Below are 13709 nucleotides of genomic sequence, written 5' to 3'. Positions count from 1 at the left end.
TCAGCTCAACAATCATCTGTTTGAAATTTTCTTCGTATCGGGTCATAAAATCCATCCTCTCGTAGATAAGTTTAATTTATTTCTGTCTCTACGAAAAGTTGTCTAAGATTTGATACTAACACCATATCGATCCAACTTATTTGTGAGAACTGTCGATGAACACCATAAAGAAACCCATAGCTGAACATCCGTATTTGGATCTCGTCTGCTTTGATCGTTACTTGAGAAGAAACAGACACGTGGATTTGATAATCAGCTAATAATTTGTTAGCTTCTTTTACTTTACGTTTTAATTTTGACACACTGACCCCATGTTCTTCACAAAAATCATTTGTTGAGAATTGTCTTTTTTGGATCAATTTCTCTGCAATTTCGCACAATAAATCTGAGGAATAAAATGCATCATATAGATATTGCAGACTAGAAGAATTGCGGATTAATTGAATTCCGTATTTAGGTGAAATGAGCAAAGAGACTGCTTCTTCAGAATATATTTGAGAAATCATTTCTTGGATCTCATGACAGCAATTTAAGATAGTTGTTTGGCTAGCCAGACCGATTGCCTTCTGAATCTCTAATGATGTCAAAGGCATGGCTGTTTTATCTAGTAGTTCAATAATTCTAAATTTTAATGATGTATGTGCTTCTAAGCCGTACATAAAACACCTCAATTTAATAAATACAACTATAGTTATGTTTATTAATTTTATTTTTTTAGAAAATAATATAAATTTTACTATAATTCTTAAGATGTTTAAATACCATTCATTGTTTTTTTATAAATATAGAAAACGCTGTAATATAAACAAGCAATTTTATGAAAAGGGATTCAAAAGATAACGTTAGAAATAATAAGGTTCTTTTTTTATCGTGGACGATCATAAAAATTGACCTTTATAAAAAAAATGAGAAGAACTATAGTAATTTATGCTAAAGTTGGCCCTGTTTTCTTATGAATGGGTCAACATATGAACAGCATAAATAGTAAAGAGCTTATTTCGATAGCTTTAGTTATTTTAAAAGGGGGTGGCGTTGGTGAAAATAAGGCAGGTATTTTATCTGCTGATGCCAATTATTTTATTTTTTTTGTTTTCTGCTAAATCAGTAAATGCCGCAACATTAGATGCTCAGGTGACTCTGTCGGTCCATAAAATTTTATTTCAAGCGGGTTCCGTTCCTAGTTCGATCCAAAACGATGGAACGAATGTTGATTCTCGAAGTTTGAAAGATTATCGAGGCTTAAACGGTGTGACGTTTTCGATCTATGATGTCTCTAAACAATTTTATGATTACCAAAAACAAGGACTAAATCAAGCAAAAGCGAGAAGTAAAGCGAGTCATTTAACCCCAAAGCAAGCGTTAACTACTCAAGTGACACAGACAAAAGCAGGTGAAGCTGGGATCGCCGATTTTACTGTATCCGAATACGTCAATTCTGGGAGCTATCGCGGTCAGTATGCTGTCTACTTGATTTTAGAGACACAATCACCTGATATCGTAAAAGAAAAAGCCGCGCCGCTTTTAGTCACCTTACCGATTGAACAATCAAACAAAGAATTGACATCAATCAATCTTTATCCCAAAAACGAGGAAATCGCCTATCAAACACCGAATGTAGAAAAAAAAGTGCTAAATAAAAAGGATAGCTATTCCTATGGTGAGACAATCGCATATCAAATCACAACAACGGTACCCGTAGATGCTTGGAACTATCAAAAGTATCAAATAAACGATACTGCAGATCCTGAGCTACTGTTAGACTCACGTTCTCTAACAGTCAAATTAAATGGCGAAAAACTGACTGATTACCAGCTTGAAACAAATTCGAATCATTTTGTTTTGAAGTTGAATCCTAAAGATTTTACAGAGTTTGCCGGGCAGAAGCTAGTCATAACGTACCAAATGAAAATAAATGCTCTAAAATCAGTAAAAAATATTTTGAATAATACAGCTACGGTAGTGCCAGGAAATCATCCACAAATAAAAAAAAGCACAAAAATCAATACAGGTAATCAACGATTTATCAAAGTTGATTTGATTAACCATTCAAAAGGTTTAGTCGGAGCTCAATTTGTGATTCAAAATGACAAAGGAGAGTATTTAAGCCGGATAAATCATAAAAATGATTGGCTTACTCTTGATGGAGCTATTCAAAATCAAATAAGGCAACGGCAATTGTTCGTTTTGTCTGCTGATCAAACAGGAGCATTTAATATCACTGGTTTGAATTTTGGCAAGTACCATTTGGTTGAAGTCAAAGCTCCGTCTGGTTACATTCGCAGTACAAAAAGAATTGATTTTTCAATTGATAAAAAAACTTCGGCTGCAAATAATCTTTTAAAAGTTATCAATAAAAAGAGCAGCTATTTGCCTCAAACCAACGATCAGCAGCAAATTATTTTTATTGTTATCGGAATCATCATCATTTGTTTGGAGATATTAAGCTTTATAGCACAGAAAAGACGAGGAGAAAAAAGATGAAAAGAAGTGGGAACAAGCAGCAAGGATTAATCGGGTTAATATTTTTAGTATGGGCATTGGTTACAATCAATTTTGGTATCACAGCTTCAGCAGCTACTAATGAAGTTTCAGCAGATGATGTAACGACCGTGACGATCCATAAATTGGGTTACGATAAAGATAATTATCCGACACAAGAAATCGACAATACAGGGGATCTACTAAGCGAAGATGCTCTAAAAGGTTCTATACCAATCAAAAATGTTACTTTTACGGCTTATGATCTCAGTAATGTGTATTGGGACAAATATAACACTACCGAAGGCAATGAAACAGCGAAAAGTGAAGCCGGTAAAGCGGCTGTCCTTGATCCAGAAGTAAAAACGGATGAAAAAGGAATTGCCTTCCCTGCCACAGATGAAGCTGGAGCAGCGACACTTGATTTGAATAATTTGAGTGGAAAACAAAACGCGGTTTATTTGATTAAAGAAACTAACACACCAGAGGGAGTAAATAATCAAAAATCAGCGGATTTTATTTTAGGATTGCCTGTCTATAGAGAAAGCGATGACCAAGATAAAAATGATGAGCGTGAAAAAACAGTCAATGTTTATCCTAAAAATGAATTTGATACAAGTACTTTAGAATTCACTAAATACGGAATCGCAGCAGACGAGAAGGATCTTACTAAATTAATGGCTCCGAAAGTATTACCAGGAGCAAATTTTATATTAAAGGAAAAAGGTGGCAGTTATTTAAGTAGCGACAATAAATTTGAAGCAAATAAAGAAGGCGCAAAACAATTTACTTCAGATAAGAACGGTAAAGTGAGCGTTCCAGATATCTCATTAACTAGCGGTAAAACGTATGAATTTTATGAAGTTAAGCCTGAGAAAGGATCAGATGCAGCGAAAGGAGAATATCATTACGTAGCTGATAAACCAATCGTAACAGTCGAGGCTAAGCGTGAAGCAAATCAAAGTAAAATGACGCTGACATATACGTATACTGAAGCCGATTATAAAACCCCAGCGACAGTTACCGCCATTCCAGATGAAAAAGGTGAAGGCTATACTTACGTAAAAGTAACGGGGACTAAAGAAGATAAAGCAGAAGTTAAAGCTTACAATACACAAGTACCAGAGCCAAATAAAACCGTCGATGATTCTGACGTGGATGTAGCAGAAAATTTAACTTACACGATTTCACAATTGATTCCCACAGATGTAACGGATTATCAATCATTTGTCTTAAGTGATACGTATGATTCACAATTACAGTTATTATCAGATGAAAAAGAAATTTTAGCCGGAATTTTGATTGATGGAGAATCTGCTAAAGATGTAGATGCTACATATAGTGCTGATGCTGCTAAAGCGAATTTTAAAGTTATGTTTACGCCAAGTGAGCTAGTCAAATATGCCGGGAAAACAATTTCGTTTAAAGTGAAAATGACTGTTAAACCAGGTAGCGTTTTAGGAAAAGACATAACGAATACGGTCGATTTTGAGAATAATTTTACACCAAAAGAACACAAAGAAACGGTAAAAACTTCTGGTAAGCAATTTGTAAAAACAGAATGGTTATCGGGAAATAAATTAGCTGGTGCCGAATTTGTAGTTCAAAAAGTGCCGAAAAATCCGAAAAGTGAGGTAAAAACAGAATGGTTGCAATACGTTGATGACAAGCAAGAACGTGTAGCTTCGATTACCGGTTACGCGGATACAGCTAAATACAATGTAAAATGGGTCGATAAACAAGATGACGCAACTAAATTGGTCTCTGATGACAAAGGTAGTTTTGGTGTACAGGGAATAGAACTGCTAGGGGATAGTGATGATAAAACGTATGAATTGAAAGAAACAAAAGCACCAACGGGACATGTGATTTTAAAAAATGCTACTAGTTTTACTGCCGATGATGGGAAAGAAGTATTAGAAGTAGCTAACCATTCAAAAGGTATCTTACCGCATACTGGGGGTACTGGGATCATTGCTTTCGTGGTCGCTGGTCTTGCGATTATTTCAGTTTCAGTGATCTATTTTAAAAAGCGTCGCGGAGAACAACTTGTTTAAACCGCTGATTTAATCGATTACACCATTTGTAGTTGGAAGGATCCAGAAGGATTCTTCCAACTATCTTTTAAGTTTCATCTACATAGTAAGTAAAAACAATATATACATATAGATTTCTTTAAAAGGAGGGCTTAGCATGCAAAAAAAACCACTTAAAAAGCACAAAACATTTCGCTTATTGGATCTGTTTATGCTGCTTTTTTTAGTTGGTGGTATTTTACTTTTAGCCTATCCTTTTGTCAGTGATGCGTTAAATGATTTTTTAGATCAGCAATTGATCACGATTTACCAAAAAAAAGCGAATTTAGAAAATGAAAAAGAAGTTGCTCAGCAAGTTGCTCAACAAAAGAAAAAAAATGCTGCTTTGGTAAAAGCAAAAGTCGAGCCTGGAGCAAGTAGCTATACTGCAGCGGTAGCTGCAAAAGAAAAAGTTAAAGCGACTAAAAATTATTATCAAAAACATACGATTGCTGTTTTAAAGATCCCGAAGATCCATCTATCACTGCCGATTTTCGATCAAACCAATGAATATTTTTTACAAAAAGGAAGCACGCTGTTAGAAGGAACGAGCTATCCTATCGGAGGAATAAATACGCATACTGTCCTTTCAGGGCATCGCGGATTGCCGCAAGCAACATTATTTACTAATCTACCGAAATTGAAAATCGGTGATGAATTTTATATCGAGATCAATCGCCAACACCATGCATATCAAGTAGATAAAATTCAGACCATTGAACCAACCAATACAGCCTCTTTAAAAATCCAGCCAGGAAAAGATTTAGTGACCTTGATGACTTGTACACCGTATATGGTCAATACACATCGCTTACTGGTAACTGGTCATCGCATTCCATATGACAATAAAAAGGCACAAAAAAATGACTCGGTTAATTGGTGGAACGCGCACCTGATTTTTGTATGGGGAATTTTAGGTTTAAGCGGGGTATTTTTATTCGTTTGGGCGATTTATCGCTGGTTTATGGCAGGCTTTTTGGCACAAAAAAATTATCGAATGGTGCTTTACTTGTTAGCTGATGGAGAACCGATGATCGGCAAAACAGTGACGGTCTACAGTAAAAATAAGAAAAAAACGATCAAACGTGATGATGAGATTCTCAGTGCTATGACAGTTGAACTAGGCTTATTAGATTTTGGTTTATTAGCTGGTGGGACCTACCAATTAAAACTGGCTGACGGTAATGAAAAAATAATATTTTTAAAAGCTTATTTGGAAAAAAGAAATTCAGAGTACTTTAGCTATAGAAAAAATAAACAAATGCAATTAAACAAAGACGAACATCAAATACCAGTGGTTGATTATTTACAGAAAGGGGCACATAAAAATGAAAAGTAGCATTAATAATAATCGAAAAAAAATAATCAATTACATCATGTTAACCCTGGTACTGTTAAACGTCATACCTTTAAAAAATGTACAAGCAGCAGATACAAATACACAAACGTATTATGACCGTCATCCAGAACAAGTGGACAGCTTTTTAGGAGCAGCCGCTCATTTTAATGTCTTTGCTCGTAACGTCCATTTAATCACCGACACAAATGGGAATGTCGCTGCGCAAAATTTTTATCCAACGCAACAAGCATTTGATATTTGGCGTGGTCGTAATGAAGCAGATCTGTTAAACAATGATGATGATTACATTCAAAATATGGTAGGAGAAGACGGGAAGCCGGCAGCAACTGGTTCTGGGGTCTCACCTAATACTGGGAATAATAAGACTTCCTATTTAGCATTAGGAAAAAATATTCTTTATAATCCGGCGGGGACTGATGGAAAACCAACGATCAATGGAGTGAAAAATGACCAAATCAATGCGAGTCAAATCTATCAAGATACTGATCAAGAATACATCGATTTCGATCAAGAATTCTCTAAATTAGAAGCAGCTAACCAAGAATTAGCCAAATATCCAGTAGATGTCACAGTGGATAGTAATGATCAATTCAATGGCCAAGGAAAGCAAGGAACAGATTTTGTTTATGGTGATCAAAATAATCGGGTAATCGATGTATCGACGATCGATAAACAAGCAGTTGTTATAAAAATTAACGCAGAAGTACTCAAAGATACGCTATCATTGAATATCCTAGGCTTAGAAGCGGCTAATTCGGATGGTAGCGGGAAAGAAGTCTTCATCGTAGTTGATGGAGCAGGCAGCAAAACGATTGATATCGGTGCTAAAGTCAAACTTTATTATGCTGATTCTAAAACGGCAACCGAAAATCATGATCAAGGAGATGCCAAAACAGATAATGCTGGAAAGACCGAGCATGCTCGACAAGAAACGGAGTTGATGAGTTTTACCGATAGTACGATCTTATGGAGTTTTACTAGTACAAATGGGAAGGATTCTGAGGATGTAACAAATATCAATATACATTCTCCTTGGATCGGAAGTATCCTAGCTCCTAAGGCTACACTTAATGGTACTGGTGTAAATCTACAAGGTTCGATGATGGTCGATACTTATGTAGGCTCGGGTTCTTTGTATCGTTGGGATTGGCAAGGGACACTTTCGCCTAAAGAAAGGAATAATCAAGGCATAAATCTAACGATTGAAAAATTTGATGCTAAAACAAAACAGCTGATCTCAGAGACTGAATCATTAGCATCACTCACGTATTCTTTGACTAATACAGCAACTGGCGAAAGTATAGATTTGACCGCAGCGAATAATTGGACAGCAGAAAATTTAACTGGAACATATACGATCGAAGAAAAAACTGCTCCAGAAGGCTATACTGTCGATCCAACGCCGCAGCAATTTACGATCGATGAAAACAATCAAGTACAAAGCAATAATCAAGCTGTGTCCTCAGCTGCCCCGACTACATCATCGGGACTTTATTTAAAAGATGCTCAACTAGTTTATCGCCAGTACGATACGGCGATTGTTCCAAAAGTAAACTTGTCATTAAATTTATTGAAGTATGATCAGTCAACGAAAGAAGCAATTGATGATAAAACTGGGTTAGCATTCGAAATAAAGAAATATCAAGATGCTACCTTTAACCAAGTAGTCGATTCAAACGTGGAAGTTTCTGAAGATTTTACAACTACCTTAGCAGCAGGTTCGTATAGTATTAAAGAAATAAGTGCACCTAAAGGCTATACCGTTAATGATGATCTGTATTATTTTACTGTGGCAGACGATGGCAGTGTGATATCAAAAGAAAAAGATAAGAAATTAAAAACAAATTGGCAAAATAGTTTTGTCGCTCAAGCAGAAACAAATACAGATACTCTTTATCAGGCCGGGAATCAATTATATTTTCAAAAATTTGATGCGCCCGCAAAACCAAAAATCAGTAAAACACTTAACTTATTAAAATACGACAAAAGTGATCAAACAAAAATTGATAAATTAGCTGGATTAACGTTTACCATTACTCGGTATCTAGATAATACGTATCAACAAATTGTAGATACTCAAGAAATTACGTCTGACTATACGACTAAGTTATCAGCCGGTTCTTATCGGGTGGTTGAGTCTGCGGCACCTAAGGGATATGAAAAGGAAGATACCCCCTACGATTTTACAATCAATGAAGATGGATCAGTAACTACAGCTAACGGATCGATAAAAACATGGAAGAAAGCATTAGCAACACACGCAGAAACTAATGAAGACAGTTTGTATCAATCAGGCGATCAACTGTATTTCCAAAAATTTGATGTACAAAAAACAAAGAAGATTCAATTATTGAAATATAATAAATTATCTCAAAATCGTATAAAAGATTTGACTAATTTGTCATTTGAGATTATTCAGTCTCAAAATCATAAAGAGCTAAAAAGAGTAGTAGTCAAAGGGAATGAGCTTAATGACTACACTGCTTCGTTATCCTATGGATTTGATTATACACTCAAGGAATTGACAGCTCCAAATGGCTATCAACTAGATACCACTAGTTATGATTTTACAATCAATGAAGATGGAACGGTAACTACAGCTAATGGATCGATAAAAACATGGAAGAACGCATTATTAACACACGTAGAAACTAATAAAGACAGTTTGTATCAATCAGGTAATCAACTGTATTTCCAAAAATTTGATGAGATAAAACCATTAACGTTTCAAATTTTTAAGTACGATAAGAAGACAAAAGAACAACTGTCTGATTTAACCGATTTGTCATTTGAACTTACACAATTTGAAATTGGAAAAGATGGTAAAACGATCAAGACAACAAAAATTACCGGAACAAATATATTAGATTATTTAGTTGAATTGACCCCTGGTTATGATTATGAATTGAAAGAAATAGCTGCACCTAAAGGCTATAAATTAGAAGATAGTAAATATGATTTCTCTATCGATGCTGACGGAGCAGTAACAGCTGACAACGGTAAAGCAGTAAGTACTTGGCAATCAACGATTGAAAAAAAGGCCATCAGTTCAAATGATCAATTGTATCAAAAAGACGACCGGCTTTATTTTCAAAAATTTGATGAAGAAAAGCCTATTTCTGTTCCATTGCCTCATACAGGAGGAAGTGGGAAAATGATTTTTTTCAGTACAGGATTTGGTTTATTGTTGATAGCGTTGATTCTTGATTATATAAGAAGAAAAATCTATAGCTAAACAAAAACAGCACAACTTTTTTAGTTGTGCTGTTTCTTTATTCTGCGATAGTTTTTCGTGCTTTAAGAATGTATTGGATGCCTGTATAGAAAATGATAATGATCACTAGATAGGTGACTAAAGAGATATCTAAGTTCATTAAGAATTGTGAGGCGATGATCACCCCAGGGATTCCGCCAATAGTAATAGCCAGCGCAATTTTTCTTGAATAGGCTTTTTCCCGAATAAAATTGATACTTGCAACGGGTTGGAGACCAGCGCATGAACACATCATGATTGGGAAAGCCGCTAGAGGTGTCATTCCTAGCATGTAGACCATTGCCATACAAGGAGCATATAAGCCGACGCCGACAGTCATTAAAGCACCAAAAAAGAAGTTTCCGATGATTCCTACGATCAGTTTTATTCCGCTTAGCCCCATTGCGGTATTGCCTTCACCTAATAAAGCGATAACTTGAGTTTGACGCAATAACATTAAAACAGCAGTGATCAATAACGCCCAGCCAATCCATTTCTGGATGGCTTTTTCAGAAAGTTTAGTAACAAATTTTGAACCAAACCATGAACCAACGATTGCTGCAACAATCAGTGTGACTAAAGTAATAGCATCCACTTTAATGACTGTTACAAAAATGACTGCTTCCGTTAAAACGGGAAGGGCATGACCGACATTCAAAATACCAGGAAGTTTTCGATCATCTTTGTTTTGCTTCGTTGCGTTCAACATCATAGTGGTTAAAGCAAAACTTCCAATTCCGATCGTATCGGCGAAGTCAGCAATAAAACCAATAATTCCACTGACTAACCAATTGCCCGGACCTAAGTCCCCACGATGCGTCCATACATCCCATAGAAGTATGATCGCTTGAAAAACCATCAAACCTATTAAAATAAAAAAGATAATCTGTGCCATAAGTCCTCCTTAATTATTTTTCTTGATTATACCAATAATTAAAGAAGAAAACTTATGTAATTTTTTATTAGATTGAAAAAATAGGGCACTATCAAGTACGGGTAAGCTAGAAATCCGCTTCGATAACGATTTCTTCCCCGACGGTTTCTTCTGCGATGACCGTTTTCCATTGATCGGCTTCGATTTCTTTAAAAGAGACAGAGACGACATTAGGTTCACAATTTAATTCCTTTACAACAAAATCCTGCAGCTTTTTCGCAAAAGCTTGTTTTACTTCTGGTGTACGACCTGGATATAGTTTTACAGATAAATGCGGCATATTTTTTTCCTCCAATAAATGTTTTTAGCTTTTTATTTTTGCTTAGTCCCAATTCGTTCCTACATTTTTCTCTAGCGCAAGCTCATAAATTTTTTGAGCAGTCACTAAATCTTGTGCGCCGATTCCCACCGTTTTAAAGACAATAATTTCATCTTTTGTTTCACGACCAGTCGTATTTCCAGTTAACACTTCACCAATATCACCAGTAAAAGCTTCTTTAGTAATCATTCCATTTGCTAAAGGAATCAAAATATCCCCAGCTTCTGAAAGAACAGCTTCTTCAGAATCGAAAAATATTTTTGCTGCACGCTGCAAGATTACGGGATCCATTTCTTGCATATGGGGTTGATAAGAACCTACACAGCTGATCGTCGCTCCGGCCTTAACTTTTGATCCATCAAAAACTGGTGAGGTCGCTGGTGTTACAGTGATAATCAAATCGGCATCTGAAATCGCCTGGTCTGAAGTATCTGCCGGGAGTATTTGTGCACCGTAGTTATTCAGAGTTGAATTCATCTGCTCAGCAAAAGCTTTTGTTCGTTCAGGATTTTGATCAAATACATAGACGGTTTCTAATTTACGTGCACAGAGCATCGCCTCTAATTGTGTAGCAGCCTGCCCACCCGTTCCGATCAATGCGCCGATCTTGGCTTTTTTTCGAGCCAAAACATCAAAAGCCACACCAGAAGCCGCGCCTGTCCGTAGTTGAGTGACGGTCGTTCCATCTAATAAAGCATTCACATATCCAGTTTTACCATCAATCAATAAAACCTGAGCGGGTGCTGAAGAAAGGTCTTTATCAATATTATTTGGGAAAATATTGATAATTTTTAGAGCTGCAGCATCTATATCTGCAGCGTAGGCAGGCATAAAAAGAAAGGTACCATTTTGCTTTTCTGCAACAATTTGTGTTCTTAAAGGCACATCGGTTTTGTTTTCTGTAAATAATTGGAAAGCCACTCTGTCCGCAGCGATGGCATCGTGCATCGTAAAAATACCTGTAATGTCTTTACGCGATAGTAATAACATAAGTTCCTCCTTTCAAATAGATAACTATATTAAAATTATAAGCGATTACATATTAGATTCATAGCAGAACTCAATATTAAAAAATGATAAATTGAGGCGGGAATCATAGTATTAAAAAGTGTGATTTTATTAAATAATTTCCGTTTATTTAAAAGCTTTTGCAACAATAATCAGCTAATAAAATAGTTATTGAAAATAGCGCTTTCTTTTTATATACTCGTAATTGAGATACCCCTTACATTTTAGGAGGTGATAGTTTTGTTCAAGCGATGGTGATTCTGAAACATAGCTTTACTTAGAGGTTCTAAGCGGGTTTGTACACTGCTATTCCTCATAAAAATATTTGTGAATGTAGTAACTATAAAGGGTTTTTAACTACTACTTAGCGTGTACAGACTCATCTAGTCAAGGAGAAATAAAAATCAAAATAAGAGAAGGAGTCTATGATGAAAAAAAGAATTAGCGGATTGTTTGTTGTAGTTTTAGCTATTTTTATGTTGGTGTTAACAGGTTGTCAAAAAAATGAGGCTCAAGAAGATCGGGCGGAAGCAGACATTGATTGGCAAATGATTTCACCCGAGAAGATGAAAGAAGTACTTGAGAAAGATGATGCATCAGAGTATCAAATCATTGATATTCAGCCCAAAGCAGATTATGCAAAAGGTCATTTACCTCATTCGATCAGTGTTCCGGCTTATCCAGTCGATACAGAAGAATTAGAAAAATTAGTTGTTGACAGCGCAGATCAATTTCAAGATAGTACTCAGCCGATTTATGTTGTTTGCCCTGGCGGAGGCGGGGGTGCAAAACGCACAATTTCATTGTTGATCGATGAAGGTATCGATGAATCCCGTTTATTTATTGTTGAAAATGGTGCAAAGAAATGGCCATATAAAGAGGATTCAAAACTTTGGGTAAGCGAATAAAATGATTGGAAGCTGGAACAAAAGTAGAAAAAACTTTTGTTCCAGCTTCTATTTTATTTATTCAAATGTTAGCAGAAATTCTCGGGAGAATAAGCATCTCTATTTTTATCAGGTATAATAAAGAAATAAATAGGAATTAAGGAGGGTATATGGAAAAGTCGAATCAGGTTAAGTTGAATTTACAGTACATTAGTATGCAAGTTCCTTATTGGATGGGGTATTCAGTATTAGGAACATTTACTTCGGTCTTCTTATTATCACGAGGGTTTACAAATGGTCAAATAGGGATCGTATTGTCTTTAGCCAATTTATTGGCAGCGGTCCTCCAACCATTTTTAGCATCATTTGCAGACCGAATGGAACGGATACGATTATCTCAACTTGCCGCAGTGATGGCCTTGTTTTTGGTTATTTTCTCCGGCATTTTAATCATCTTACCAAAAGTCTTTTTAATCGTAGCGTTTATTTATCTCTTATTATATGCCTGTTTAGTCCTTTTGCAGCCGTTAACAATTGCAATCGGGACTTTCTTTATTAGTCGTGGATATGGATTGAATTTTGGTTTGGCCCGTGGTTTAGGATCACTTGCTTTTGCCGGAGCAGCAGCTGGAACCGGCTTACTGATCGAACGTTTTTCAGCGATGATCATTCTATATTTATTGATCGGCATTTTTTTATTTTTTATAGTTGTGACCTTAGCAATCGATACACGTAAACAGGGCGGGCGGTATTCTGCTTCGATCTTGGTCGAAGATTTCAAGCAAACTGAACAATCAGAAGCACCAATTGGATTGATTGCATTTGCAAAAAAATATCAGCGTTTTATGCTTTTGCTGGTCGGAGTCGCACTTTTATTTGTTTTTCATACCATCATCAACAGTTATATGTTTCAAATCATGCAGCCACTAGGTGGAACGGAAAGTAATGTCGGTTCCTCTTTATCTGTAGCGGCGATCAGTGAATTACCGACAATGTTCTTTTTTTTCTACTTGCTTCGCCGCTTTAAGATTCATTCATTGATGCAGCTTGCAGCGATTTTTTTCTCAATCAAAGCAGTTGTGATTTTATTTGCTGGTTCTATCTTTTTGATCAATGTGGCCCAGAGTCTGCAAATGTTTGGTTTTGCGTTACATACGATGGCATCGGTTTATTATACTAACCAAATCGTTGCACAAAAAGATTTAGTTAAAGGACAGACTTTAATGGCTACAGCCAATACAGTTGGAGGCATCGTAGGCGCTTTTTTAGGTGGGCAACTGTTGAGCTTTTTATCTGTTTCAATGATGTTGGTGATTGGAACAATCATCTCTTTAGTGGGCACAGTGATTGTCTGTCTGACAATTGAAAAAAGTAATTACTAAGAAACGGCTATTT

General features: G+C 36.0%; 10 protein-coding genes. 6 read left to right on the top strand and 4 right to left on the bottom strand.

Annotation, left to right across the window (positions count from 1 at the left end; genetic code table 11):
• Positions 1 to 71: 71 nt before the first annotated feature.
• On the bottom strand, positions 72 to 659 hold the full coding sequence (locus tag ACKTSC_RS10690; RefSeq protein WP_407857582.1) for a helix-turn-helix domain-containing protein: 588 nt from the start codon (positions 657 to 659) through the stop codon (positions 72 to 74).
• A gap of 376 nt (positions 660 to 1035) precedes the next feature.
• Between ACKTSC_RS10690 and ACKTSC_RS10685 the strand changes: the two genes are divergently transcribed.
• The 4 genes from ACKTSC_RS10685 (at position 1036) to ACKTSC_RS10670 (ending at position 9148) form a co-directional block, all read left to right on the top strand.
• Positions 1036 to 2481 (top strand): SpaH/EbpB family LPXTG-anchored major pilin, encoded by a 1446-nt coding sequence (locus tag ACKTSC_RS10685; RefSeq protein ID WP_407857581.1) that lies wholly within the window; start codon positions 1036 to 1038, stop codon positions 2479 to 2481.
• Entirely contained in the window at positions 2478 to 4535 is a 2058-nt protein-coding gene (locus ACKTSC_RS10680; protein WP_407857580.1) for a pilin N-terminal domain-containing protein, read from the top strand. The genes ACKTSC_RS10685 and ACKTSC_RS10680 overlap by 4 nt, the downstream gene beginning before the upstream one ends.
• Before the next feature lie 136 nt (positions 4536 to 4671).
• On the top strand, positions 4672 to 5892 hold the full coding sequence (locus ACKTSC_RS10675; RefSeq protein WP_407857579.1) for a class C sortase: 1221 nt from the start codon (positions 4672 to 4674) through the stop codon (positions 5890 to 5892).
• Entirely contained in the window at positions 5882 to 9148 is a 3267-nt protein-coding gene (locus ACKTSC_RS10670) for a SpaA isopeptide-forming pilin-related protein (protein WP_407857578.1), read from the top strand. The genes ACKTSC_RS10675 and ACKTSC_RS10670 overlap by 11 nt, the downstream gene beginning before the upstream one ends.
• A 37-nt stretch (positions 9149 to 9185) precedes the next feature.
• On the opposite strand, the gene ACKTSC_RS10665 is transcribed toward ACKTSC_RS10670, so the two are convergent.
• The 3 genes from ACKTSC_RS10665 to ACKTSC_RS10655 form a co-directional block, all read right to left on the bottom strand.
• Complete coding sequence (locus tag ACKTSC_RS10665) at positions 9186 to 10061, bottom strand: TSUP family transporter (protein WP_407857577.1); 876 nt, start codon at positions 10059 to 10061, stop codon at positions 9186 to 9188.
• A 106-nt stretch (positions 10062 to 10167) separates the two neighbouring features.
• A complete protein-coding gene (locus tag ACKTSC_RS10660) occupies positions 10168 to 10380 on the bottom strand; it encodes a tautomerase family protein (RefSeq protein ID WP_332654095.1) in 213 nt (70 codons plus the stop codon).
• A gap of 42 nt (positions 10381 to 10422) precedes the next feature.
• Positions 10423 to 11409: an ornithine cyclodeaminase family protein gene (locus ACKTSC_RS10655; protein ID WP_407857576.1), complete on the bottom strand. Its 987-nt coding sequence runs from the start codon at positions 11407 to 11409 to the stop codon at positions 10423 to 10425.
• 446 nt (positions 11410 to 11855) lie between these two features.
• Between ACKTSC_RS10655 and ACKTSC_RS10650 the strand changes: the two genes are divergently transcribed.
• Positions 11856 to 12335 carry a rhodanese-like domain-containing protein gene (locus ACKTSC_RS10650; protein ID WP_407857575.1) on the top strand — a complete coding sequence of 160 codons (480 nt, stop codon included), beginning with the start codon at positions 11856 to 11858 and terminating at the stop codon, positions 12333 to 12335.
• Positions 12336 to 12484: 149 nt separating this feature from the next.
• Positions 12485 to 13696: an MFS transporter gene (locus ACKTSC_RS10645; RefSeq protein ID WP_407857574.1), complete on the top strand. Its 1212-nt coding sequence runs from the start codon at positions 12485 to 12487 to the stop codon at positions 13694 to 13696.
• Positions 13697 to 13709 lie beyond the last annotated feature (13 nt).

Source organism: Enterococcus hailinensis (genome assembly GCF_045862035.1).
GTDB classification, from domain to species: Bacteria; Bacillota; Bacilli; order Lactobacillales; family Enterococcaceae; genus Enterococcus_A; species Enterococcus_A hailinensis.
This window is presented reverse-complemented; position numbering and strand designations above follow the sequence as displayed.